The 23,595-nt window shown below is 66.5% G+C and carries 20 protein-coding genes; 4 read left to right on the forward strand and 16 right to left on the reverse strand.

Annotation, left to right across the window (positions count from 1 at the left end; all coding sequences use genetic code 11):
• Positions 1-27: 27 nt before the first annotated feature.
• On the forward strand, positions 28-633 hold the full coding sequence (gene pncA / locus ACT2BZ_RS09555) for a bifunctional nicotinamidase/pyrazinamidase (RefSeq protein ID WP_457940704.1): 606 nt from the start codon (positions 28-30) through the stop codon (positions 631-633).
• On the opposite strand, the gene ACT2BZ_RS09560 is transcribed toward pncA, so the two are convergent.
• The 7 genes from ACT2BZ_RS09560 to pncB form a co-directional block, all read right to left on the reverse strand.
• Positions 630-1,337: an ABC transporter ATP-binding protein gene (locus ACT2BZ_RS09560; protein WP_457940705.1), complete on the reverse strand. Its 708-nt coding sequence runs from the start codon at positions 1,335-1,337 to the stop codon at positions 630-632. The two genes, pncA and ACT2BZ_RS09560, sit on opposite strands and share 4 nt — an antisense overlap.
• Positions 1,330-2,061, reverse strand: coding sequence for an ABC transporter ATP-binding protein (locus ACT2BZ_RS09565; protein ID WP_457940706.1), 732 nt, complete (start codon positions 2,059-2,061; stop codon positions 1,330-1,332). The genes ACT2BZ_RS09560 and ACT2BZ_RS09565 overlap by 8 nt, the downstream gene beginning before the upstream one ends.
• Entirely contained in the window at positions 2,058-3,017 is a 960-nt protein-coding gene (locus ACT2BZ_RS09570; RefSeq protein WP_457940707.1) for a branched-chain amino acid ABC transporter permease, read from the reverse strand. The genes ACT2BZ_RS09565 and ACT2BZ_RS09570 overlap by 4 nt, the downstream gene beginning before the upstream one ends.
• Entirely contained in the window at positions 3,014-3,895 is an 882-nt protein-coding gene (locus ACT2BZ_RS09575) for a branched-chain amino acid ABC transporter permease (protein ID WP_457940708.1), read from the reverse strand. Before ACT2BZ_RS09575 ends, ACT2BZ_RS09570 begins: the two co-directional genes overlap by 4 nt.
• A 50-nt stretch (positions 3,896-3,945) precedes the next feature.
• Complete coding sequence (locus ACT2BZ_RS09580; protein ID WP_457940710.1) at positions 3,946-5,232, reverse strand: ABC transporter substrate-binding protein; 1,287 nt, start codon at positions 5,230-5,232, stop codon at positions 3,946-3,948.
• A 168-nt stretch (positions 5,233-5,400) separates the two neighbouring features.
• Positions 5,401-6,849: a hypothetical protein gene (locus ACT2BZ_RS09585; RefSeq protein WP_457940711.1), complete on the reverse strand. Its 1,449-nt coding sequence runs from the start codon at positions 6,847-6,849 to the stop codon at positions 5,401-5,403.
• A 182-nt stretch (positions 6,850-7,031) separates the two neighbouring features.
• Complete coding sequence (gene pncB, locus ACT2BZ_RS09590) at positions 7,032-8,336, reverse strand: nicotinate phosphoribosyltransferase (protein ID WP_457940712.1); 1,305 nt, start codon at positions 8,334-8,336, stop codon at positions 7,032-7,034.
• 194 nt (positions 8,337-8,530) lie between these two features.
• Here pncB and speB point away from each other — a divergent pair, with 194 nt between their 5' ends.
• Positions 8,531-9,592 carry an agmatinase gene (speB, locus tag ACT2BZ_RS09595; RefSeq protein ID WP_457940713.1) on the forward strand — a complete coding sequence of 354 codons (1,062 nt, stop codon included), beginning with the start codon at positions 8,531-8,533 and terminating at the stop codon, positions 9,590-9,592.
• A gap of 4 nt (positions 9,593-9,596) precedes the next feature.
• Here the strand turns inward: speB and ACT2BZ_RS09600 are convergent, their stop codons facing one another.
• Together ACT2BZ_RS09600 and ACT2BZ_RS09605 are read right to left on the reverse strand one after the other, a co-directional pair.
• Positions 9,597-10,997: an MATE family efflux transporter gene (locus ACT2BZ_RS09600; RefSeq protein WP_457940714.1), complete on the reverse strand. Its 1,401-nt coding sequence runs from the start codon at positions 10,995-10,997 to the stop codon at positions 9,597-9,599.
• 149 nt (positions 10,998-11,146) lie between these two features.
• Positions 11,147-12,340, reverse strand: coding sequence for an MFS transporter (locus ACT2BZ_RS09605; RefSeq protein ID WP_457940715.1), 1,194 nt, complete (start codon positions 12,338-12,340; stop codon positions 11,147-11,149).
• Positions 12,341-12,563: 223 nt separating this feature from the next.
• On the opposite strand from ACT2BZ_RS09605, the gene ACT2BZ_RS09610 reads away from it, so the two are divergent.
• Positions 12,564-13,451, forward strand: coding sequence for a DMT family transporter (locus ACT2BZ_RS09610; RefSeq protein WP_457940716.1), 888 nt, complete (start codon positions 12,564-12,566; stop codon positions 13,449-13,451).
• 18 nt (positions 13,452-13,469) lie between these two features.
• On the opposite strand, the gene ACT2BZ_RS09615 is transcribed toward ACT2BZ_RS09610, so the two are convergent.
• The 7 genes from ACT2BZ_RS09615 to ACT2BZ_RS09645 form a co-directional block, all read right to left on the reverse strand.
• On the reverse strand, positions 13,470-15,056 hold the full coding sequence (locus tag ACT2BZ_RS09615) for an FGGY-family carbohydrate kinase (RefSeq protein WP_457940717.1): 1,587 nt from the start codon (positions 15,054-15,056) through the stop codon (positions 13,470-13,472).
• Positions 15,053-15,724, reverse strand: a complete 672-nt coding sequence (locus ACT2BZ_RS09620; RefSeq protein ID WP_457940718.1) for an HAD family hydrolase — start codon at positions 15,722-15,724, stop codon at positions 15,053-15,055. Before ACT2BZ_RS09620 ends, ACT2BZ_RS09615 begins: the two co-directional genes overlap by 4 nt.
• Before the next feature lie 17 nt (positions 15,725-15,741).
• Positions 15,742-17,220, reverse strand: a complete 1,479-nt coding sequence (locus ACT2BZ_RS09625) for a mannitol dehydrogenase family protein (protein WP_457940719.1) — start codon at positions 17,218-17,220, stop codon at positions 15,742-15,744.
• A gap of 14 nt (positions 17,221-17,234) precedes the next feature.
• Positions 17,235-18,230: an ABC transporter ATP-binding protein gene (locus tag ACT2BZ_RS09630; RefSeq protein ID WP_457940720.1), complete on the reverse strand. Its 996-nt coding sequence runs from the start codon at positions 18,228-18,230 to the stop codon at positions 17,235-17,237.
• Positions 18,231-18,282: 52 nt separating this feature from the next.
• Positions 18,283-19,107 carry a carbohydrate ABC transporter permease gene (locus tag ACT2BZ_RS09635; RefSeq protein WP_457940721.1) on the reverse strand — a complete coding sequence of 275 codons (825 nt, stop codon included), beginning with the start codon at positions 19,105-19,107 and terminating at the stop codon, positions 18,283-18,285.
• A 17-nt stretch (positions 19,108-19,124) separates the two neighbouring features.
• Positions 19,125-19,997, reverse strand: coding sequence for a carbohydrate ABC transporter permease (locus ACT2BZ_RS09640; RefSeq protein ID WP_457940723.1), 873 nt, complete (start codon positions 19,995-19,997; stop codon positions 19,125-19,127).
• Between the two features lie 191 nt (positions 19,998-20,188).
• A complete protein-coding gene (locus ACT2BZ_RS09645) occupies positions 20,189-21,499 on the reverse strand; it encodes an ABC transporter substrate-binding protein (protein WP_457940724.1) in 1,311 nt (436 codons plus the stop codon).
• A gap of 328 nt (positions 21,500-21,827) precedes the next feature.
• On the opposite strand from ACT2BZ_RS09645, the gene ACT2BZ_RS09650 reads away from it, so the two are divergent.
• Positions 21,828-23,495, forward strand: a complete 1,668-nt coding sequence (locus tag ACT2BZ_RS09650) for an adenylate/guanylate cyclase domain-containing protein (protein WP_457940725.1) — start codon at positions 21,828-21,830, stop codon at positions 23,493-23,495.
• Positions 23,496-23,595 lie beyond the last annotated feature (100 nt).

Below are 23,595 nucleotides of genomic sequence, written 5' to 3' on the forward strand. Positions count from 1 at the left end.
CCACAGAAAGTTCTCAGGGAGTGTTTCATGGTCAAGCAGGCGCTGGTCATTGTCGATGTGCAGAACGATTTCTGCCCGGGCGGCGCGCTGGCGGTTGCCGGCGGTGACGAGATCATCCCGCTCATCAACCAGATGTCGCCGGGCTTCGAGCATGTCGTCCTGACCCAGGACTGGCACCCGGAGCATCATTCCAGTTTTGCCTCGAGCCATCCGGGCGAGGCGCCGTTCGAGACGATCCAGATGCCCTACGGGGCGCAGACGCTGTGGCCGGACCATTGCATCCAGGGTTCCTTCGGCGCCGAATTCCACAAGGATCTCGACCGTTCGCGCGCCGAGTTGATCGTCCACAAGGGATTCCGGCCTGAAATCGACAGCTACTCGGCCTTCTTCGAGAACGACCGCACCACGCCGACCGGACTGGCCGGCTACCTGCACGAACGCGAACTGAACAAGGTGACGCTGGTCGGCCTCGCCACCGACTTCTGCGTCGCCTATTCGGCGCTCGACGCGGCGGGTCACGGCTTCGACACGACGGTGCGTCTCGATGCCTGCCGGGCAATCGACCTCAATGGCTCGCTGGAGGCGATGATCGACGCGATGAGGAAGGCGGGCGTGAGGCTCGCCGGAGCCTAGCCGACGCCGACATAGCGCATCACCAGCGCATGGTCCTCGCGCAGTCGCTCGACATCGACGGTCTCCTTCAGCCGGCCGTTCTCGATGAAGGAGACGCGGTCGGCGACCGACAGCACGGCGTCGACGCGCTGCTCCACGAGGATGGTCGAGACGCCGCGTTCGCGCAGCTTGGCCACCGTCTCGCGGATCCTTGCGATCATCGAGGGCATCAGGCCCTCGGTCGGTTCGTCGAGCAGCAGCACCTGCGGTTCGAGGCAGAGCGCGCGCGCCATGGCCAGCATCTGCTGCTCGCCGCCCGACAGCGTGCCCGACTGCTGTTTCAGCCGGTCGCGCAGGAGCGGAAACAGCTCAAGCACGCTTTCGCGCGTCGCCTTGCCCTTGCCGCGCGTCATCAGGCCGATCTCGATGTTCTCGGCGACCGTCATCTCCGCGAACAGCCGGCGGCCCTGCGGCACATAGGCGACGCCGGCCTTGGGCACTTCATGCGCCGGCAGCTTCGTCAGTTCGGTTCCGTCGAGCATGATCGAGCCGGCGCGCGCCGGGATGAGCCCCATGATGGCCTTCAGCGTCGTCGTCTTGCCGGCGCCGTTGCGCCCGAGCAGGCAGAGCACTTCGCCCTGCCTGAGATCGAGGTCGAGCCCGTGCAGCACCGGTGTCTCGCCGTAGAAGCAGTCGAGGCCGCGGATGGTCAGCGCGTCACTCATCGGCCGGCGTCCCCAGATAGGCGTGCTGCACGTCGGCATTGGCGCTGATCTGCTCCGGCGTGCCCTCGGCGAGGATGGTGCCGCCGTTCATCACCGTGATGCGGTCGGCAAGCTTCATCACCACCTGCATGTTGTGCTCGATCAGGAGCACGGTGGCGCTGCCGGCGATCTCGCGCACCAGCGTGATGAAGCCGTCGATCTCGCCGTCGGAAAGCCCCTGGGTCGGTTCGTCGAGGATCAGCAGGCGCGGCTTGAGCGCCAGCCCCATCGCCACTTCGAGCAGGCGCTGGTGGCCGTAGGAGAGGTGGCCGGCAAGCACATCCTCGCGGCCGGCAAGCCCGGTACGGGCGAGCGCCTCCATGACGCCGGCATGAACGGCCTTGTGGCCGTGCCCTCCCTGCAGGGTTCGCTGCACCGGCAGGGCGACATTGTCGTAGGCGGTCAGGTTGGCGAAGACGCTGGTGATCTGGAAGGTGTAGGCGATGCCGTGCCGGACACGCTGGTGCGGCGGCATCGAGGTGATGTCCTCGCCGTCGAAGACGATCATGCCCGCGCTCGGCTGCACGCGGCCGCAGACCAGGCTGACGAAGGTCGTCTTGCCTGCGCCGTTGGGGCCGATGATGGCGCGGATCTCGCCGGGCATCAGCGAGAAGTCGACGCCGTCGACCGCCTTCAGCCCGCCATAGGATTTCCCCAGCCCCTTGGTGGTGAGCAGCGGCATCATGGCAGCCACCTCACCCAACGGTCGCGAATGGTGCCGAGCACACCCTTCGGGAAGTAGAGCACGAGCAGGATCAGCGCGATGCCGACGACCAGCATGTAGGCCGAGGTGTAGCCGCTGGTGACGTCGATGACATAGTACATGAAGACCGTGCCGACGAGCGGCCCGAGCGTGGTGGCAGCCCCGCCGAGGAGCACCCAGAGCAGCGGCAGAATGGAATACTGCACCGAGGCAAGCGTCGAGCCGACATAGCCGAAGAGCAGCGCGTAGGCGGCACCGGACGCGGCGCAGATGACGCCCGAGGCAACGACCGCGGCGAGCTTGTTGGCGAAGGTGTCGTAGCCGAGCATCTTCGTGCGCTCTTCGTTCTCGCGGATAGCCACGAGCACGCGTCCGAACGCCGACCGCGCGATGAAGAGGGTGGCGACGAGCACCACCGAGAACAGGCCGAGCGCGGCCATGTAGCGGGTCACCGGTTCGGTGAGGTCGAGCGTCGCGCCGCCGACTTCGATCACCCGCTGCGCCTGCTGCAGCACGAGGCCCTGATCGCCGCCGGTCCATTGCGCGAAGTAGAGGATCGAGAGGTAGAAGACCTGCGCGAACATCATGGTGACGATCATGAAGGCGACGCCGGTGGTGCGCAGCGCAAGCAGTCCGATCACCAGCGAGAGCGCGGCGCCCGAGACGAGGCCGGCGCCGAAGGCCGCCGGCACGCTCCAGCCGAGATGGTAGATCGCAAGGCCGGAGCCGTAGAGCCCGGCCGAGAAGAACATGGCGTGGCCGAGGCTGAGCAGGCCGACATAGCCGAACAGCAGATTGTAGCCCATCGCGAAGACGGCAAGCACCATGATGCGGGCAAGCAGGCCGTGATGATAGTCGGGCAGCATGAAATTGAGCGCGAAGAGCAGCGCGATGACCGCGACATGCAGCGCCCCCGGCTTGAACCCGTCGTGCCTCATCGGCGGGCCGTGCCGAACAGGCCCTGGGGCCGGAAGACGAGCACCATGGCGACAACGAGCGTCGCGATGATCTTGGCGAGCGTCGGCGAGAAGAACACCGAGATGACGCCGTCCGAAACGCCGATGAGCAGGGCGGCGACGACCGTTCCGCGCAGCGAGCCGAGGCCGCCGATGATGACGACGATGAAGGAGAGCAGCAGTGGGTCGAGCCCCATCAGGTAATGCGCCTGGCTGATCGGCACGATGAGCACGGCGGCCACCGCCGCCAGCATGGCGCCGAGCGCGAAGACGCCGGCATAGACGCGCTCGACCGGGATGCCGAAGGCCTGCGCCGTCTCGCTGTCATACTGGGTGGCCCGCATGACGAGGCCGATGCGGGTGCGCGTCAGCACGAACCAGGTGGCGATGAGCAGGATCGCCGAGGCGCCGATGATCGACAGCTTGTAGCCGGAATAGCCGAACCAGGGCAGCGAGATGCGGTAGTTGAATGGCGCCGCGACCGGGCGCGCATCCGGCCCGTAGAAGGTGAGCGCCAGCTGCTGGATGATGTAGAGCAGGCCGATCGTGGCGACGATGGTCGCTTCCGGATTGTAGTTCAGACGCTTCAGCACGAGCTGTTCGGCAAGCAGCGCAACCGCGCCGACGATCAGCGGGCTGATGACGAGGGCGGCGAGGAAGCCGATGGCAGGATTGCCGCCGAGCGTCGCGGTGACGGCCCAGGCGAGCACGGCCCCCAGCATGAAGAACTCGCCATGCGCGACATTGACCACGCGCATGACGCCGAACACCAGCGACAGGCCGAGCGCCATCAGCGCCAGCACCGCCGACGTGACGAGCCCTTCGAGCGTGGCCAGCAGGAGATGCGGTCCGAATGCCATTCAGTCTGAGCCTGGGCCCTCTCCCGCAAAGGGAGAGGGAATTGCAGAAATCAAAGCGGCTGCGTGGTGTAGTCGCCTTCGGGCTCGTACATGCCGTCCTCGATCGAGGTCTTGTGCACGACGTTGAGCCGGCCACCCTCGAGCTTGGAGATGTTCTGGATGCCGAAGCACTGGTGGATCTTGCCGTTGAAGATCTTCGGCCCCTGCGGATGCTCGGGGCCCTCGGCGAACTCGGTCAGCGCCTCGGTCGCCTCGACCAGCTTGGCGGCGTCGTCGCGGCCCTGGTAGCCGGAATCCTCCATCGCCTTCTTGATGACGTAGAGCGTCTCCCAGCAGCCGAACATGTGGGCGGCCGTCGAGATGTCCTTCGGGTCGTCGACCGAGGCGCCATTGTCGTCGATGCCGACGGCGGCGCGATAGGCCTTCTGCGCGTCGCTGTCGTCGGGCTGTGCGTAGCGTGGCGAGCCTTCCCAGAAATGGCTGCCGTCGAGGAATTCCAGGCCCGGGCTGTTGATGTCGACGGCCTCGAGGCTGTCGATGAAGCCGAAGAGCTGCGGCCGGTTCGAGCCGTAGAACTCGCCGAGCTCCTTGACGAAGGTGAGCACGGCGGGTCCGACCATGACGTGGTAGATGACGTCGGTGTCGGCCGGGATCTGCGGGAAGTACTTGGTGAAGGAGCTCTCTGTCGGCGGAATGGCGATCTGCGCGATGACGTCGGCGCCCTGCGCCTTCAGCGCCGGCGGCAGGTAGTCGCGATGATCGTAACCGAAGGCGAAGTCCGGGAAGATCTGGGTCACCTTCTTGCCGGCGTTGGACGCGATCCACGGCGCCATGGCCTGGATCTGGCTCTTCACGTCGGTGATGCCGGGCTGGAAGACGTAGCGATTGAGCTTGGTCGAGGCGACGTGATGGCCCTCGCTGACCACGTAATAGGGCAGCTTGTTTTCGCCGGCCGCCGGCGCCGAGCCGATCACCACATGCGAGAAGAGGGTGCCGAAGGCGACGTCGACCTTGTGCTGGTTGGCGAACTTGCCGACCACCTCGGCGCCGCGGCCCGGATCGGTGCCGTCATCCTCGACGATGACCTCGACCTGGCGGCCGTTGATGCCGCCGGCGGCGTTGATCGCCTTGACGGCGGCGTTGGTGGTGCGCTCGTACCAGCGGCCGTAAGAGGCGCCGATGCCGGTGCGGTGAGCCTGGAAGCCGATCTTGATCGGCTCCGAGCTCTGCGCCTGGCTGTAGCGGACGAAGCCCGGCCCGGCGACGAGGCCGGCGGCGGCGCCGAAGCCTTTCAAGGCCGTGCGGCGCGTGATTGATTTCCTGATGAAGCTGCTCATGCCGGTTCCCCTTTTTTGTAAAAATTCCAGCCGAATTTTCAACCTGTTCGCGGTCGTTGCAGCGCCGCGAAAATTGCATGTGTACAAACTAAATCACCAAAGGTTCAGCGTGGCAAGGGAGGTTTCCGCAGCGGCGTATCGGGACGCCCGCCGGAGGCGTTTAGGCGGCTAGCCGACCGTCGGCGTCGACAGCAGCCAGAGGCCGAGGACCGTATAGGCGACCATCAGCAGCGTCAGCGGCAGCTGGCTGAGGAGTGCTGCGCGCGGCGTCGGATGGAGTCGGAAGGCCAGCCGGTGCGCGGCAAGCACGGCGAGCACATGGCCGCCGATGATGGCTCCGGCCTGGAGATTCCAGATCGTCCATGCCGCGGCCGACCCGGTGGCGAGCGCTGCCTCGACCTGCCACCAGGCGGTTCCGAAGAGGTTCCAGCCGAGTGCGAAGGGATCGGACAGCGCCACCAGCGCATATTGCCCGTTGACGAGCAGCGCGGTCAGGTAATGCGCGAAATGGTAGGCAAGCGCGATCGGCACGATCGACCACACGAGCAGGCCGGCGGCCGCCGCAAAGCCGCTCTCCCTTCCGCGGGCGAGCGCTTCGCCGGCGGCGACTGAGACGAGATAGGCGGCAGCGAGCAGTGTCGAGGCGGCGAGAAGGCCGGTGCCGTTGATGCCCATCATCGCGGTGCGGCCCGGGAACTCAAGCGGGTTGATGCCGTTCGTGCCGAGCCAGAAGAAGGTCTTTGAAAGCCCGTCGAAAGAGACCGAGCCGAGCGCGGCGAGGAGGAACAGGGTGCCGGAAAAGGGCAGCGGCTCCGTGGTGGCGAGCTTGGCGCCGGGCAGGCAGAGTGCAAGCCGGTTCCTTCCGTCCGGCGATGGCGTGCGCTCGACGATGCCGAAGCGCGCCACCATGGCGAAGAACACCGACAGGAACTCGCCGCGACGGCTCCATTCGGCATGGCCGAAGGCAAGCATGGCGGCGAAGCTGAAGAGCCAGTAGAGGCCGACGGCAAGGCCGAGTTTCTCGGGGTCGTCGGGCGCCGGGTAGACCAGTTCGAACCAGGCGAAGGCGAGGAGAAGCAGGAGCGCCGGCCACATGGCGAGCCATGCCGGCAAAGCGAGCGGCGGGGCGTCGGCGGCATCGCGGCCGGCGAGGCGCATGGCCAGCCGCCAGGGTCCGTACCACGGGTCGATCCAGCGCCAGAGATTGCCGAACATGCCCTGGACGAATGTCAGCCCGACCCACAGAAGCGTCCAGATGGTGAGCGGCAGCGGGTTGGACAGCGGATCGCGGCTGCCGAGGAAGCCGGCGGCAACGAGCGTGGCGAGGAAGGCGAGGGAGACAAGGCTGGTGGCGAGCCTGCCACCATCGCCGAGCGTACCGACGGGGAGGCGGGCGGCGAAGGCGCGCTCGAGCGCGTCGCCGCGCAACAGCCCGAGCACGGCGAAACTGGCGGCGACCGCCAGCGCCCCGCCGACGAGATAATAGCCGGTCGGCAGGATGAGCACGTGGCCGCGCTCGGACGCGTGCGCAATGGCGTCCGTGGGGAGGAGGGGGAGCAGGGCGGACGTCCACCTCGGCGAAACCCTCCACCGACCCCCCTCTGGCCTGCCGGACATCTCCCCCTCAAGGGGGGAGATCAGCCTTCGCGGACGGCTTCGCAAATCGGCGGCGTCGCAGGAAGAGGTGGTGCGCCGAACCTGCCAATCTCCCCCCTTGAGGGGGAGATGTCCGGCAGGACAGAGGGGGGTGTTCCCGCGCTGTGCGCCCGCTACGGGCCTGTCGGCGCCAGGCACTAGCCTCACACCTTGACGCGGTGCTCGACGCGCTCGGCGGTGCCGAAGACGCGCAGATAGCGCGCGATTTCGTCGGGGTCGCCGGTCGCCTTGGCCGGGTTGTCCGAGAGTTTCACGGCCGGGCGGCCATTGGCCGATGTGACTTTGCAGACCAGCGAGATGGCGTCGAGCCCGTGCGTTTCCATCGGCGCGCAGTCCTCGAAGTCGTTGGTCAAATTGGTGCCCCAGCCGAAGGCCATGCGCACCTTGCCGCGGAAATGGCGGTAAGTCTCCTCGATGGTTTCCAGCTCCAGCCCGTCGGAGAAGATGAGGAGCTTTTCCCGCGGGTCGACGCCCTTGGAGCGCCACCACTCGATGATCCTCTCGCCGGCCTCGATGGGCGGCGCGCTGTCGGGGCGAAAGCCCGTCCAGTCGGCGATCCAGTCGGGCGCGTCGCGCAGGAAGGAGGCCGTGCCGAAGGCGTCTGGCAAGACGATCAGCAGGTTGCCGCCATAGTAGCGCTGCCAGTCCTGCAGCACGCGGTAGGGCGCGGCGCGCAGTTCCTCGTCGCTCTCGGTCAGCGCGGCGAACACCATCGGCAGTTCATGCGCGTTGGTGCCGAGAGCCTCGAGGTCGGTGTCCATGGCAAGCAGCACGTTCGAGGTGCCGGTAAAGGCTTCGCCGATGCCTTCCTTCAGCGCCTCGACGCACCAGCGCTGCCACAGGAAGCTGTGTCGGCGCCGCGTGCCGAAGTCGGAAATCTTGAGGTCCGGAAGCTCGCGCAGCCGCTCGGTCTTGGCCCACATCTTCGACTTGGCGCGGGCATAGAGAACGTCGAGCGCGAAGGGGCCGAAGGGCTTCATCGCCGAGCGCGAGCGCAGTTCGTTGATGATGGCGAGCGCCGGGATCTCCCACATGGTGGTGTACATCCAGGGCCCGTGGAACTCGAGCTCGTACTGGCCGTCGCGCTTGGCGAGTTCGTATTCGGGCAGCTGGAAATTCTCGAACCAGGCGAGGAATTCCGGTTCGAAGATCTGCTTGCGGCCATAGAAGCTGTTGCCGCCGAGCCAGATCATTTCCTTCTTGGCAAGCCGCAGCGTGCGCGCATGGTCGAGCTGCTCGCGCAACTCCTGCTCGTCGATCTCGTCGGCCAGCCGGACGCGCTTGGTGCGGTTGATCAGCGAGAAGGTGGCGTCGACCTTCGGATACATGCCCCAGATCATCTGAAGCATCAGAAGCTTGTAGAAATCCGTATCGAGCAGGCTGCGCACGATCGGGTCGAGTTTCCAGGCGTGATTGTAGACGCGCCGCGCGATATCGGTCTTTGCCATCGAATACTCCCAGGACAGCCGATGGTTCACATAGCATCGTTTTTCCCGCTATGCGCGCGTTCAGCCGCTGGACCGACAAAAACACCAAATCCTGGGCAGGCCAAGTGCCGGTCCGGGCGGCCCGGCGCGACAATTGCGATTGATTTTCCGCGCCGGCTCCCGCATCACTTCGCGCCTCACGGAGACCGACAGACATGGCATTCGACCGCGAAAAACTCGAGGCATTGCGCGCAAGATTTGGCGACAGCCAGGGCGGCGAGACCTTCGACCCGCGCTTCAAGCGCGTTGCCGAGAAGATCTTCTCGGAGAGCGGCACGCGGCTGGCGCCCTATTCCGGTATCCCGACCTTCCTGACTGCGCCCCACCGGGAGGTTTCCCCGGACAAGCCAGACTTCGGCGACCTGCAGGTGGCGATGATCGGAATGCCGATGGATCTCGGCATCACCAACCGGCCGGGCTCGCGCTTCGGCCCGCGCGCGCTACGCACCATCGAGCGCATCGGTCCCTACAACCACGTACTCGACTGCGCGCCGGTGCACGAGTTGCGCGTTGCGGACATCGGCGACGTGCCGTTCCGCAGCCGCTACCGGCTGGAGCAGAGCCACGAGGACATCGAGCGCCGCGTCGGCCAGATCGTCGATGCCGGCGTCGTGCCGCTGTCGGTCGGCGGCGACCATTCGATCAGCCACCCGATCCTCAAGGCGGTCGGCAGGAAGCGCCCGGTCGGCATGATCCACATCGACGCGCATTGCGACACCGGCGGCCCGTTCGACCAGACCAAGTTCCACCATGGCGGTCCCTTCCGCAACGCCGTGCTCGACGGCGTGCTCGACCCGACGCGCACCATCCAGATCGGCATTCGCGGCCCGGCCGAGTATCTTTGGGAGTTCAGCTACGAGTCCGGCATGAGCGTCATCCACGCCGAGGAGATCACCGGGCTCGGCATTCCCGGCATCGTCGAGCGGGCGAGGAAGATCGTCGGCGACGGGCCGACCTACATTTCCTTCGACGTCGACAGCCTCGACCCTGCCTTCGCGCCGGGCACCGGCACGCCGGAGATAGGCGGCCTGACGACGCGCGAGGTGCTCGAACTGCTGCGCGGGCTGAAGGGCCTCGACATCGTCGGCGGCGACGTCGTCGAAGTGGCGCCGCAGTACGACGCCACCACCAACACGGCTCAGGCCGGCGCGCAGGTGCTGTTCGAAATACTCAGCCTGATGGTGTTCAGCCCGTCGATCACGGGCCGGAAGGCCTGACGCTTCAGGCGGGCCGCACCGGCGCAGGGAGCCGGTCGCGGCGCAGCCAGCGGACGACGAGCAGCAACGCCACGACGCCGAGCCCGGTAGACAGGCCGATCCAGATGCCGTCGCCGGCGAAGCCGAAGCGGAAGGCCAGCAGGACACCCAGCGGCAGGCCGATGCCCCAGTAGCCGATCAGCGCGAAGAGCATCGGCACACGGGTGTCGTGCAGGCCGCGCAGCATGCCGCTCGCCACCGCCTGCGCACCGTCGAAGATTTGGAACAGGCCGGCAAAGACCAGGAAGCCGACGGCAAGGCCCACGACATCGGCGTTCTTCGGGTCACCGATGTCGATGAAGGCGCCGATCAGCCGGTAGGGGAAGCTGATCATCAGCAGCGCCATGACCGCCATGAAGCCGACGCCGAGCGCAAAGGCCGTCCAGCCCGCGCGGCCGACCGCCTCGGCATCGTGGCGGCCATTGGCGCGGCCGACCCTGACGGTTGCCGCCTGGCCGATGCCCATCGGCACCATGAAGGAGATCGAGGCGATCTGGATGGCGATGGCATAGGCGGCGATCGAGGCAGCGTTTATCAGTCCCATCAGGAAGGTCGCGGCGTTGAAGATCGAAACCTCGAAGGTCAGCAGCCCGGCGATCGGCAGGCCGAGGCCGAGCAGGGTGCGAAAGCGCGGCCAGTCGGCACGCCAGAAGCGGCCGAACAGGCGGTAGCGCCGGAACCGCCGGTCGAGCGACACGACTGCAGCCAGTCCGCCGAACATCAGCAGGCTGGACAGGGTTGTCGCCCAGCCGGAGCCACGCAGGCCGAGTGCCGGGAAGCCGAGATTGCCGTACATCAGGCACCAGTTGGCGAGCACGTTGAAGGCGACGGCGGCGAACACGATGACCAGCGCCCAGCGCGGCCGCTCCAGCGCGGAGATGAATGAGCGCAGCACGATGTAGCCGTAGAAGGGCAGCACCGCCCATTGCAGTGTGCGCACATAGGTCGCCGCATGCGCCGACAGCGCCGGCTCCTGGCCCATCGCGATGAGGATTGCCTCGGCGTTCCACAGGATGACCCAGATCGGCAGCGCCACCATAATGGCGATCCAGAAACCCTGACGCACGGTGCGGCGCACGTCGCGCACGGAATGCCGGCTGCGGCCGAGTTCGGTCGAGATCATTGGCGAGACGGCGAGCATCAGCCCGAGCCCGAAGATCAGCGGCGCGAAATAGAGGTTGGAGCCGAGCGAACCCGAGGCAAGCGCCCGCGAGCCGAGCCGCCCCATCATCAGGACGTCGGTCGCCGTCATTGCCGTCTGGCCGAGATTGGTGAGAATCATCGGCCAGGCCAGCAGAAGCATTGCGCGCATTTCTGTGCGCCACGGGTTTGCCTGGGCGTCTGCCCCGGCATCAACAACAGACATGGTCCTGTCTTTCGGCGCGCGAGCCGGATGGCGGCTGGCGCTGGCTTGGCGGCGGGCGAATGGCGACCGCGGCAAGTGAACTTGGCCTTCTGGATGAAGCCGAGGCATCGCGCAAGATGCGTCAAGCCGGGAGATGTTGAGCCAGAGCGTCAGGCGGGCTTGCGGACCCGCAGCGGCAGCATGGCGACAATGCCGAGCGCCGGGCCGATGGCGAGGCCGCCAAGCACCAGCGGCCAGCCGATGGCATGCGCCACGACAGGCGTCATCTGCACGGTCACGATGGTCAGCGCGAAGCCGATCGCGGTCTGGAAAGTCATCAGGCTGCCGGCGAGATGCGGCGGCGCCGCGTCGGCGACGAGCGCCGAGAACTGCGCAGAATCCGGGATCACCGCGATGCCCCAGATCATCACCAGCCCGAAGGTGAGCCAGACGGGGCCGCCGAAGGTCGCCGCGGTGAGTACGGCGGCGGTGCCGCTGACGGCCATGGCGATGATCGCCACATTGGCCTTGCCCATGCGGTCGGCCGCGCGCCCGGCCGCCACGCAGGCGAGCGCCCCGAGGGCAATCGTGAGAAAGGCGGTGAGCTTGCCGAGGCTCTCGGCCGCCGCAAGGTCGAGCGAGGCGCGGTAGGAGACGGCCGATGCCGCGCCGATCCAGGCCCAGAAGGCGAAGAGCTCCCACATGTGGCCGAAATAGCCGAGATAGGCGGCGCGGATCCTGCTGTCGGTCCAGGCGAGCCTGATCGCGCCGGGATCGAATGTTGGCGCCCTGGCGTGATGCGGGCCGAGCCCGACGCCGAGCACGACAAGGCCGCCGGCCCCGGCAAGGGCCGAGACGGCGACTATGGTCGAGCGCCAGTCGGCGCCGCCGAGGAAGGAAGCGAGGTAGGGCAGGCCGTTGCCGAGCGTCAGCGCACCGACCAAGAGGCCGACGAGGAAGCCGCGGTCGCGCGTGCCCCAGCCTACGACGATCTTCATGCCGACCGGGTAGACGCCGGCAAGCAGGGCGCCGGTGACGAAGCGGGCGAGGATGGCAAGGTTGCCGCCAAGCGGGAGCACGAGCAGCATGGCGTTGGCGAGGGCGGCGAGCAGGGCCGAGACGGCGAAGACCCGGCGCGGGTCGTAGCGGTCGGCGATGCCGCCGATCGAGGAAACCAGTGCTCCCAGCACGAAGCCTGCCTGCACGCCGCTCGACAGCAGCGCCTGGCGGTCGGGCGAAATGGCCGCCTCGCGCGCCATGTCGGGCAATACCGCGGCCGAGGCGAACCACAGGCTCATGCCGGCAATCTCGGCGACCACCAGCAGCGAAACCGACAGCAGCTTGGACGGGCTGGACCCGGGCATGTCCGTTTCTCCTCCCTGGGCACGGCATGCCGTCGCCGACGCGCCGGGCAGCCGGAAACGGCGCCGGCGCCTGCTGCCGACTATGCAGAATTCGCGGCCTGTGTCCCCTGCATTCTGGTTGCAACGGCCCTGCGCCTATCGCATGGCGGGCAGCGTGTGCGTTCATGCGCGCTGCCGCCGTGGACTATTGCCCTAGCGTCAAAGCTCTGGTCATTTCGCGCGCATGAATTTTATCCCGCCCGCCGTCCGCGGCCCGCTCTTCATGGTCATTGCCACCGGCTCTTACGTCATCAACGACACGATGATGAAGCTCGCGACCGTAGGCCTGCCCGCCTACGAGGTCCTGTTCCTACGCGGCGTGGCGGCGGCGCTGTGGGGCTTTCCGCTGGTGCTGCTGCTCGGCTACGGACGCCAGCTTGCACATATTGCCGACCGGCGGGTGCTGCTGCGCAATCTCTTCGAGCTGGGCGCCATCATGTCCTACGTGGTGGCGCTGGCCAACATGCAGATCGCCGACGCTGTCGCGCTCGGGCAGATCGCGCCGCTGTTGATCCTGCTTGGCGCGTCGGTGCTGTTTCGCGAGCGTATCGGCGGGCTGCGCATGGCGCTGATCGGGCTCGGCTTTGCCGGCGCGCTGATGGTGGCGCAGCCGACCATCGAGGGCATCTCCGTCTATGCAATTCTCGGGCTGGCCAATGCCGTCTTTTCCGCAGCGCGCGACCTGTCGAGCCGGCGGGTCGCCGCCCATGTGCCGGGCATGATCGTCGCCATCTCGGCAGTCGTCGTCGTCATGGTGGGCGCCGGCATCGCACATCTGCTGCTCGAGGAATGGGTCGTGCCGGGGCCACGCCACCTGCTGCTGCTCTTCGGTGCCGGTCTCTTCCTGGTGTTCGGCCACTTCTTCATCTTCATGGCCTACCGCGTAGGACAGGCGGGCGTCGTCGCGCCGTTCTACTATTCCTTCACGGTGTGGGCGGTTATCTCCGGCCTTCTCGTGTTCCGCGAGCTGCCGAATACGCTGGCGATCGTCGGTATCCTGCTGGTCGTGGCGAGCGGCCTCGTCATCATCTCGCTCGACGAGCGGCGACGCCGGCTGACCGTGGTCGCCTGAGCCGGGAGTGACGCGGCGCTACCTGATGGCGTCGAGCTTCTGGCGCTGCTTGTGCATCTCGAGAAAGACGCGGAAATCGCGGTCGAAGCGCGGCCATGCCGCCGGGTCTGGCGCACGCTTGCGACCGTGCTGCCGCATGGCCGCGCAGGCGCTGGCCAGGTCGGGATAGAGCCCCGCACCGGTCGCGGCCACCATGGCGGTGCCGGCAAGCACGGCATCGTCGGCGACGGGCTGGACGACGGTACAGCCGACGGCGTCGGCATAGAGTTCCATCAGCAGCGGGTTCTTGGTGTGACCGCCGGTGACGTGCAGCGTATCGATGACGAAACCGCAGGCGTTGAGCGTCTCGAGGATGTGGCGGATGCCGAGCGCGATCGACACGCAGGTGCGCCAGTAGAGCCGGCACAGGCTGTCGAAGGAGGCGTCGAGCGTCAGGCCCGAGATGACGCCGAGCGCGTGCGGGTCGGCGAGCGGCGAGCGGTTGCCGTGGAAGTCGGGCAGAACGTGCAGGCGGCCGGCGAGGTCGAGGCCCTCCTCCTCGCGCAACTGCATGATGCGCTCGACGATGGCGCGGTGGCGCTCCGGCGTCGGGTTGCCGCCGGCGCCGTGCAGCCGGACGATGTGGTCGAGCAGCGCGCCGGTGACCGACTGGCCTCCCTCGCTGATCCAGATGCCGGGCAGTGCGGCGCCGAAATAGGGGCCCCAGCCGCCAGGGAAGGAGCGCGACTCCGACGACATTGCCATGACGCAGCTCGACGTGCCGGCAATCAGCGCGAGGTGATGCTCGAGCCCGTCCGGATCGCTGGCAAAACCGCCGAGCACGCCGAGCGCGCCGGCATAGGCGTCGATGACGCCCGTCGCGACGCGGCAGCTTTCGGTCAGGCCGAGGTCGCGCGCCGACTGGGCGGTGAGCGGCCCGAGGTCGAAGCCGACCGGCTTGGCGCGGCCGGGCAGCTGCCCGCGCTCCAGCATGTCCTCGAGGCGGACCTTGGCGAAAAAGTCCTGCTGCCAGCCTGGCTTTTCATGCGCGAGATAGGTCCATTTGCAGGTGAGCGTGCATTGCGAGCGCTCGATGGAGCCGGAGGCCCGGCAGGTCAGAAAGTCGGTCAGGTCGAAAAGATAGCCGGCTTCGTTCCAGCTCGCGGGCAGATGCCGCTTCAGCCACATCAGCTTGGGCGTCGCCATTTCCGGCGACATGACGCCGCCGAGATAGTCGAGCACGCGGTGGCCGCTGGCGGTGCATTCGTCTGCCTCGGCGAGTGCCCGGTGGTCGAGCCAGACGATCGTGTCCCAGCGCTTCTCGCCGGTGGTCGAGACACTGACCTGACCGCCATCGACATTGCGCACGACGAGCGAGCAGGTGGCGTCGAAGCTGATGCCGGCGACGCTCTCGGCTGGAACGCCGGAATTCTCCAGTGCCGACCTGACAGCATGACAGACGGCGGCCCAGATATCCTCCGAATCGTGTTCGGCATGGTCTGGCTTGGGGCGGTTCATGGCGATCGGGTGCTCGGCCCGCCCGAGCATGCGGCCGGTGCGGTCGACGATGCCGGCGCGCGCACTGCCCGTGCCGACGTCTACGGCGCAGACATGCACCGCCGTCACCTCAGGCCTGCGAGCATTTCCGGCAGCTGCCGCATATCGTCGAAGGTGCGGTCGGGACGCCGCTTGGCGAGTTCCGCCACGAGCGCGGCATGTCCGGCATGCGAGGCGCCGGTGAAGGCGAAAACGCGCATTCCGGCGCTGTGCGCGGCATCGATGCCGGCCGGGCTGTCCTCGATGACGAGACAGTCGCCGGCGGCCACGTTCATGGCGCGCGCCGCGTGCAAAAACAGATCCGGGGCCGGTTTGCCTCTCCTCACCATGCCTGCACTGTACAGACGCGGCTCGAGCATTTCCAGCAGTCCCGTGATGCCAAGTGAAAGCCTGATGCGGTCCAGGCTTCCCGAGGAGGCGACGCAGCTCGCGACGCTCAGCCGCGCCAGCGTTTCGGCAATGCCCTCGACCGGCCTGAGCTGGCTGCGGAAGCGGCGCATCAGTTCGGTCCGCATCTCGCCGAGCTGCGGGTCGGTGAGCTCCAGGGCGAACTCGTCGCGCAGCACTTCGCGCACGGTCGCCATGCTGCGGCCGAGGAAATGGCGGTAGGCCTCTTCCTCGCTGACGCTGCCGCCGGCCCGACCGATCATGTCGAGCAGAACGGCAATCGAGATCGGCTCGCTATCGACCAGCACGCCGTCGCAGTCGAAGATGACGAGGCGAGGAGGTTGCTGCACTGACAAGCGGACCGGCCTCAGGCAGTGCCGTTGAGATAGGCCTGGAGCGTGGCGCGTGCGCCGTTGGCCCAGAGCGCGGCGAGATGGCGGGCGAAGGCATCGGCAAAGACGCGTGACTTGCCGACGTCGCCGTAGATGTCGGCCATGGCGAGCCAGGCGCCGGGGTCGGTGCGGGCAGCACTGGCCATCGCCAGCATGCGCTCCCAGTTGGGATCGTTCGCCTCGATGACGGCGCCGGAATCGGTAGTGCCGAAGCAGTAACGGCACCAGAGTGCGGATTCGAGCGCCAGGCCGTCGATGCCCTTGCCGGCCTTTAGTCGGTCGGCGATGGTCGGGATGATGAATTTCGGCTGCCGGTTGGAGCCATCGAGGCAGAGCCGCCTGACCGTGTCGCCGATCGTCGGGTTGGAGAAGCGGCCGACGACCTCGGCAGCGTAGTCGGCGAGCACGACGCCCGGCACCGGCGGCACCGTCGGAATGATCTCGTCTTCCTCGATCTTCTGCAGGAAGCCGCGCACCAGCGGCTCTTCCATCGCCTCGTGCACGAAGTGGATATCCATCAGGCCGGCCGGATAGGCGATCACCGCGTGGCCGCCGTTGAGAATGCGGATCTTCATCAGCTCGAAGGGCGCGACGTCCGTGACGAACTGGACGCCGACCTTTTCCAGCGCCGGCCGCCCGTCGGTGAAGCGGTCCTCCAGCACCCATTGCTTGAAAGGCTCGCAGAATACCGGCCAGTTGTCCCTGACGCCGAATTCGCGCTCGAGGATCTGGCGCTCGCGCTCGCTGGTGGCGGGCGTGATGCGGTCGACCATGCCGTTCGGAAAGGCAACGTGCTCCGAAACCCAGGTGGCGAGGTCCTCGTCGACCAGACGGGCGAGCCCGATGACGGCGTCGGCCGCGACATGGCCGTTATGGGGAATGTTGTCGCAGGACATCACCGTGAAGGGGACGCCCTCCTCGTCGCGCCGGCGCATCAGCCCGGCGAGGATCAGCCCGAACACGGTCCTGGGCGCCGACATATTATGCGCGTCGGCGACGATGTCGGGATGCGTCGGGTTGAATTTTCCCGACGCCGCGTCGATGAAATAGCCGCCCTCGGTGATGGTCATCGAGACGATGCGGATCCGGGGATCGGCGAGCTGGTCGATGATGGCCTGCGTGTCGCCGGGCGTCAGGAAGTCGATCATCACGCCGGTGACGCGCGCCTGCCTGTGGCCGGCATCCTGCTCGACCACGGTGGTCAGCCAGTCCTGCGCCTCGAGGCTGGCGCGGCCGGCCTTTTCGCCGTCGAAGACGCCGGCGCCGACCAGTGCCCAGTCATGCCCTTCGCCGGTGTTGAACAGGTCGTCGAGATAGACGGCCTGGTGCGAGCGGTGGAAATTGCCGACGCCGAAATGCACGATCCCCGGCCTCAGCCCATCGCGGCTGTAGCCGGGCCTGCCGACGGTTTCGGGCAGGTCGGTGAGCGTCTTGAGCGACAGGGTTACGGGCATGACAGGTCTTCCAATCAGAGCGCCATTCCATCGGCGCCGAAGCGGTGAAGCTTGCTGGAGTCCGGCGTCAGGTAGATCGTGTCGCCGTGACGGGCAGCGATCTCGCCGTCGCCGCGCACGGTGAGCGGGCCGACGTCGGACTGCACGTGCAGGAAGGTGTCGGAGCCCAGATGCTCGGCGACGCCGACGGTCGCCTTCCACTCGCCCTCGGTCTTCGAGATCGCGAGGTGCTCGGGACGGATGCCGATCGTGTGCGCCTTGTGCTTCGTGGCGGGTGCGCCTTCGATCAGGTTCATCTTGGGCGAGCCGATGAAGCCGGCAACGAAGAGGTTCTTCGGGTTCTTATAGAGGTCCATCGGCGAGCCGACCTGCTCGATATTGCCGGCGTTGAGCACGACGATCTTGTCGGCCATGGTCATCGCCTCGACCTGGTCGTGGGTGACGTAGATCATCGTGGTCTTGAGCTGGTTGTGCAGCTCGCTGATCTCCAGCCGCATCGTGCCGCGCAGCGCGGCATCGAGGTTGGACAGCGGCTCGTCGAACAGGAAGGCCGAAGGCTGGCGCACGATGGCGCGGCCGATGGCGACGCGCTGCCGCTGGCCGCCCGAGAGCTGGCCGGGCCGCCGGTCGAGATAGTTGGTGAGGTTGAGCACCTTGGCGGCGTCGCCGACCTTCTTGTCGATGGTCGCCTGGTCCTCGCCCGCCATCTTGAGCGGAAAAGCGATGTTCTTGGCGACCGTCATGTGCGGATAGAGCGCGTAGGACTGGAACACCATGGCGAGCTTGCGCTTGGCCGGCGCCTCGCCGGTGACGTCGCGCCCGTCGATCGAGATCGAGCCGCCGGATGTGTCCTCCAGCCCGGCGATCAGCCTGAGCAGCGTGGACTTGCCGCAGCCGGAGGGGCCGACGAAGACCACGAACTCGCCATCCTCGATGGTCAGGTCGAGGCCCGGAATGATGACCGTCGCCCCGAAGGACTTCGACACGTTGTTGAGCGTGATGTTTCCCATTATTTCCTCCCCCGGGGGACGTAGGTCCAGTGTCGATCGAAAGGCCGGCGCGTCACTTGACGGCACCGAATGTCAGGCCGCGCACCAGCTGCTTCTGGCTGAACCAGCCCATGATGAGGATCGGTGCGATGGCGAGCGTCGAAGCGGCCGACAGCTTGGCCCAGAACAGGCCCTGCGGGCTCGAGAACGAGCTGATGAAGGCGGTCAGCGGCGCGGCGTCGATGGCCGTCAGCCGGATCGTCCAGAAGGCCTCGTTCCAGGCCAGGATGATGTTGAGAAGCATGGTTGATGCGATACCGGGCACCGCCATCGGTGTCAGCACGTGGATGATCTCGTTCCACAGCGAGGCGCCGTCCATGCGGGCGGCTTCCAGGATCTCGCCCGGGATCTCGCGGAAATAGGTGTAGAGCATCCACACCACGATCGGCAGGTTGATCATGGTCAGCATGACGGTGAGGCCGAGGCGCGAGTCGAGCAGGCCAAGGTCGCGGAAGATCAGGTACATCGGGAAGAGCACGGCGACTGCCGGCATCATCTTGGTCGACAGCATCCACATCAGGATGTCCTTGGTCCGGCGCGTCGGAGAAAAGGCCATCGACCAGGCCGCGGGCACTGCGATGAGAAGCGCCAGGAGCGTCGAGCCGAGTGCCAGGATCACCGAGTTCATGAACGGCTTGAAGTAGTTGTACTGGCTCTGCACCTCCTCGTAGCTCTCCATCGTGCCCGACGGGATGAGGTTGAAGCCGGCGATCGCCTCGGTCTCGGATTTGAACGAGGTGATGATGGTGTAGAGGATCGGGAAGAAGATCAGGAATGCGACGATCCAGGCGGCTGCCGTGACGATGGTCTTGTGCTGATTGCTGACTGCGCGGGCCATGGTTTTTCTCCTCCGTCCTACTTGTCGAGGTTCTTGCCGACGGCGCGCATCAGGAAGATGGCGACGATGTTGGCGAGGATGACGGCGATGATGCCGCCCGCGGATGCCTGGCCGATTTTGAACTCCAGCGAGGCTTTCTGGTAAACGAGGAAGGGCAGGTTGGTAGACGCGTAGCCCGGGCCGCCATTGGTCGTGACCAGGATCTCGGCATAGACGGCGAGCAGGAAGATCGTCTGGATCAGGATGACGACGGTGATGCCCCGCGCCAGATGGGGCAGCGTCAGATAGATGAAGCGGCTGACGAAGCCGGCCCCGTCCATCTCGGCGGCTTCCTTCTGCTCGCCATCAAGCGACTGCAGCGAGGTGAGCAGGATCAGCGTCGCGAAGGGCAGCCATTGCCAGGCGACGATCAGGATGATGGAAAACAGCGGATATTGTGCGAACCAGTCGATCGGTTGCAGCCCGAAGAAGCGGGATATGTCGGCAAAGACGCCGTAGCCCGGGTGCATGATCATGTTCTTCCACACCAGGGCGGCCACCGGCGGCATGACGAAGAAGGGCGAGATGACCAGGATGCGCACGACGCCTTGGCCCCACATCGGCTGGTCGAGCAGCAGCGCCAGCATGATGCCGCCGATGACGGTGATGGCGAGCACGCTGCCGACGAGGATCAGCGTGTTGAGGATCGACTGCAGGAAGGCCGGGTTCGCGTAGAACAGCGCATAGTTGTCGAAGCCGACGAAGCCGTCGCGGATCGGGTTGAGCGGATTGTACTGCTGGAAGGAAAACCACAGGGTGATGCCGAGCGGGATGACCATCCAGACCAGCAGCATGATGACCGACGGGGCCAGCATGAAGCGGGCGAGTGTCTGAGTCTGTCGAGTAGCCATAACGATCCCTCCCCGGTCCGGTCACCAGAGTCAGTCCTCAGCCGGACGGAACATGCTTGATATGGTCAGATCTTGTGTTCTTCACGGCCCGCAGCATGCCGCGCCTTAGCGCAGGGGCAAGCTCATTTTCCGCGACCGCGTAGGGTGGTCGCCCGGCAGGGGCCGGACGACCAAGGCACCGGGAGGTTGCCTTACTGGATGTAGCCGCCTTCGGTCATGGTGGCGGTAGCGACGTCCTGCGCCTGCTTCAGCGCATCGTCGACCGACATCTGGCCGGCAAGGGCCGCCGAGAAGAGCTGGCCAACGGTGGTGCCCAGGCCCTGGAACTCGGGGATGGCGACGAACTGCACGCCGACATAGGGAACCGGCTTGACGGTCGGCTTGGTCGGGTCAGCCGCGTTGATGGAGTCGAGGGTCATCTTGGCGAAGGGCGCTGCCTCCTGGTACTTCGGGTTCTCGTAGAGCGAGGTGCGGGTGCCGGGGGGTACGTTGGCCCAGCCTTCCTTCTCCGCGACGAGGGCCAGATATTCCTTGCTGGTTGCCCAAGCAACGAACTTCTGCGCCGCATCGGCCTTCTGCGATCCGGCCGGAATGCCGAGCGACCATGCCCACAGCCAGTTGCCGCGCTTGCCGAGACCCGTGTCGGGCGCCAGGGCGTAGCTCACCTTGTCGGCGACGGTGGAGTCCTTCGGGTTCGACACGAACGACGCCGCCACGGTGGCGTCGATCCACATGCCGCACTTGCCCTGCTGGAACAGCGCCAGGTTCTCGTTGAAGCCGTTCGAGGAAGCACCGGCCGGACCCGCGTCGTTCATCAGGTCGACATAGAACTGCAGCGTGTTCTTCCACTCGGGCTGGTCGAACTGCGGCTTCCAGTTCTCGTCGAACCAGCGCGCGCCGAAGGAATTGGATGTGGCCGTCAGGAAGGCCATGTTCTCGCCCCAGCCGGCCTTGCCGCGCAGGCAGATGCCATTGATGTCGTTGTCGCGGTCGGTCATCTTGCGCGCCGCGTCGGCGACGAACTCCCAGGTCGGCGCGTCGGGCATGGTGAGCCCCGCCTTCTCCATCAAATCCTTGCGGTACATGATGAAGGAGCTCTCGCCGTAGAAGGGGGCGGCATAGAGCTTGCCGTCAACCGACAGGCCGCCGGCGATCGCCGGGATGATGTCGTCAGCGTCGTAGTCGGCGCCGAGATTGTCGAGCGGCAGCAGCCAGTTCTGCTTCGCCCAGATCGGCACTTCATAGGTACCGATGGTCATCACGTCGTACTGGCCGCCTTTGGTGGCGATGTCGGTGGTGACGCGTTCGCGCAGGACGTTTTCCTCAAGCGTGACCCAGTTGAGTTCGATGCCGGGGTTCTTCGACGTGAAGTCGTCCGTCAGCTTCTGCATGCGGATCATGTCGCCATTGTTGACGGTGGCGATGGTGATCGATTCGGCGTGCGCGGCGACAGCGAGCAGGCTCGCGGAGCACAGACCCAATATGAGCGTGTTCAGTTTCATTCAGAATTCCTCCCATTAATACCAAGTGAGCATTTGCCTTGGTTGTGAGCAATTATTCACCAGATAGCCCTTAAGTCAACCGTCATTCGATGCTGCACCGCAGCATGGATGGGGGTGAACGGCCCTTGCGGAAGGTCTGCAGGAGCAGCGGGGCGAGGCGGCGGCAACGTCGGCGACGGACTGTCAACAGGCGACCTGTCCCTCGGGCATTGTCGCAAGCGCGCCGCCCTGCCAATCTGGCGCAATGGATAGTTCGACGCCGAAGGCCCAGAAGATTCCTCCGCAGAGACCGGCCGCCACTGCCGCGGCGTCATGGTGGTCGGAGCGCATGCTGCGCAACGCCAGGCTGGGCTCCGGGCTGGTGATGATGGTGTTCATCATCATGCATTTCGGCAATCTGTCGCTCAACCTGATCTCGCTCGAGGCAGCGGAGGCCGGGCGTCTGTGGTTCCTCGCCATCTGGCGCAACCCGGTGGGCACTGTCGCGCTCTACGGCGCGGTGGCGGTGCATGTCGCATTGGTGCTGCGCAGCCTTTACCGCAGGCGCAGCCTCGTGATGCCGTTACGCGAAGCCGCCCAGGTGGCGGCCGGCCTCGCCATCCCGCTGCTTCTGGCCCTGCATGTCATGGGCACGCGCGTCTTCCACGAGCTGACCGAGGTTCCCGACACATATGAGTTCGTCGTACGCGTGCTGTGGGTCACCAATCCCGGCGTCGGGCTCGCCCAGGCCATCGCGCTGGTCGTGGTCTGGGCGCATGGCTGCCTCGGGCTGCATTTCTGGCTGCGCTACCGCCGCTGGTATCCGACCGCCGCGCCCTGGTTCCTGATCGCCGCAGTCCTGGTGCCGGTCGTCTCGCTGCTTGCCTTCGCCCATGCCGGCCAGCTCGTCGCGCTGATGGAGCAGCAGCCGCTGCCCGACGGCATCGACCAGTCTCTGATCCCCGGCGCAATCGAGACCGTCCACATGCTTGTCGACGTGGCCTACGCGTTCTTCGCCTCGCTGATTGTCGGCCTGTTCGTCCTGCGGGGGCTGCGCAGCAAGCGCGAGAGGAGCAGTCTCGTCGAGATCCGCTACGAGAGCGGCCAGACGGTTCGCCTGCCCAAGGGACACAGCGTGCTCGAGGCGAGCCGCATCGGCGGCGTGCCGCATTATTCGGTGTGCGGCGGCCGCGGCCGCTGCTCGACCTGCCGCATCCACGTGACGAAGGGGATGGAGGGCCAGCCCGTGGCGGGCTCGGTCGAGGAACTGACGCTGATGCGTATCAATGCCGGGCCGGACGTGAGGCTGGCCTGCCAGTTCCGCCCGGTGCACGACCTGACCGTCATACCCCTGCTTGCCGCCGGCACCGAGCGGGCTCTTCCCGTCGGCGGCCGCCAGGCGACGCCCGGCCGGGAACAGGAGATCGCCGTGCTGTTCTGCGACATAAGAAGCTTTACCGCGCTGGCCGATCACCGCCTGCCCTATGACATCGTCTTCCTGCTCAACCGCTATTTCGCCGTTGTCGGCAAGGCGGTGGAACAGTCGGGCGGCCAGCTCGACAAATTCATAGGCGACGGCGCCATGGCGCTGTTTGGCCTCGGCACGACCAAGCAGGAGGCCTGCCGCCAGGCGCTCGCGGCCTCGGCCGCCATCATCGCCGACCTGGCGCATTTGAGCGAAGAGCTGGCCGCCGAGATCCCGGCGCCCCTGAGGGTCGCCATCGGCATCCATGCCGGCCCGGCAATTGTCGGCGCCATGGGTTATGGCGGCGTGATGGGCGTGACCGCGATCGGCGACACGGTCAACATCGCCAGCCGGCTGGAGTCGGCGGCCAAGGAGTTCGATGCCTCGATCGTCATTTCGGACGATGCGGCGATGCTGTCGGGCATCGACATGTCGGCCTACGAGACGCGCGAGATCGCCATCCGGGGCAGCACCCGTCCGCACAATGTGCGGGTGGTGCCGCAGGACGCCGCTTTTGCCGCGGTCATGGTGGAAGCCGAAACGGCGGCGTAACGCGCGGCTCGCTGTCAGCGCACGATCGACATGTAGCGGCTCGCCAGCATGTCGCGTCCGCCGAGCTCGGCGCTGGTGGCTTCGCCGCCCCCCTTTCCTG

This window comes from Mesorhizobium sp. 10J20-29 (genome assembly GCF_054130485.1).

Excerpts from the sequence above, each read along its gene's own strand:
- ACT2BZ_RS09625 (WP_457940719.1), bottom strand. The coding sequence starts at position 17,220 with ATGCCCGTAACCCTGTCGCTCAAGACGCTCACCGACCTGCCCGAAACC.
- ACT2BZ_RS09560 (WP_457940705.1), bottom strand. The coding sequence starts at position 1,337 with ATGAGTGACGCGCTGACCATCCGCGGCCTCGACTGCTTCTACGGCGAG.
- ACT2BZ_RS09575 (WP_457940708.1), bottom strand. The coding sequence starts at position 3,895 with ATGGCATTCGGACCGCATCTCCTGCTGGCCACGCTCGAAGGGCTCGTC.
- ACT2BZ_RS09610 (WP_457940716.1), top strand. The coding sequence starts at position 12,564 with ATGAATTTTATCCCGCCCGCCGTCCGCGGCCCGCTCTTCATGGTCATT.
- pncB (WP_457940712.1), bottom strand. The coding sequence starts at position 8,336 with ATGGCAAAGACCGATATCGCGCGGCGCGTCTACAATCACGCCTGGAAA.
- speB (WP_457940713.1), top strand. The coding sequence starts at position 8,531 with ATGGCATTCGACCGCGAAAAACTCGAGGCATTGCGCGCAAGATTTGGC.
- pncA (WP_457940704.1), top strand. The coding sequence starts at position 28 with ATGGTCAAGCAGGCGCTGGTCATTGTCGATGTGCAGAACGATTTCTGC.
- ACT2BZ_RS09600 (WP_457940714.1), bottom strand. The coding sequence starts at position 10,997 with ATGTCTGTTGTTGATGCCGGGGCAGACGCCCAGGCAAACCCGTGGCGC.
- ACT2BZ_RS09570 (WP_457940707.1), bottom strand. The coding sequence starts at position 3,017 with ATGAGGCACGACGGGTTCAAGCCGGGGGCGCTGCATGTCGCGGTCATC.
- ACT2BZ_RS09650 (WP_457940725.1), top strand. The coding sequence starts at position 21,828 with ATGCTGCGCAACGCCAGGCTGGGCTCCGGGCTGGTGATGATGGTGTTC.
- ACT2BZ_RS09645 (WP_457940724.1), bottom strand. The coding sequence starts at position 21,499 with ATGAAACTGAACACGCTCATATTGGGTCTGTGCTCCGCGAGCCTGCTC.
- ACT2BZ_RS09580 (WP_457940710.1), bottom strand. The coding sequence starts at position 5,232 with ATGAGCAGCTTCATCAGGAAATCAATCACGCGCCGCACGGCCTTGAAA.
- ACT2BZ_RS09635 (WP_457940721.1), bottom strand. The coding sequence starts at position 19,107 with ATGGCCCGCGCAGTCAGCAATCAGCACAAGACCATCGTCACGGCAGCC.
- ACT2BZ_RS09630 (WP_457940720.1), bottom strand. The coding sequence starts at position 18,230 with ATGGGAAACATCACGCTCAACAACGTGTCGAAGTCCTTCGGGGCGACG.
- ACT2BZ_RS09640 (WP_457940723.1), bottom strand. The coding sequence starts at position 19,997 with ATGGCTACTCGACAGACTCAGACACTCGCCCGCTTCATGCTGGCCCCG.
- ACT2BZ_RS09605 (WP_457940715.1), bottom strand. The coding sequence starts at position 12,340 with ATGCCCGGGTCCAGCCCGTCCAAGCTGCTGTCGGTTTCGCTGCTGGTG.
- ACT2BZ_RS09565 (WP_457940706.1), bottom strand. The coding sequence starts at position 2,061 with ATGATGCCGCTGCTCACCACCAAGGGGCTGGGGAAATCCTATGGCGGG.
- ACT2BZ_RS09585 (WP_457940711.1), bottom strand. The coding sequence starts at position 6,849 with ATGTCCGGCAGGCCAGAGGGGGGTCGGTGGAGGGTTTCGCCGAGGTGG.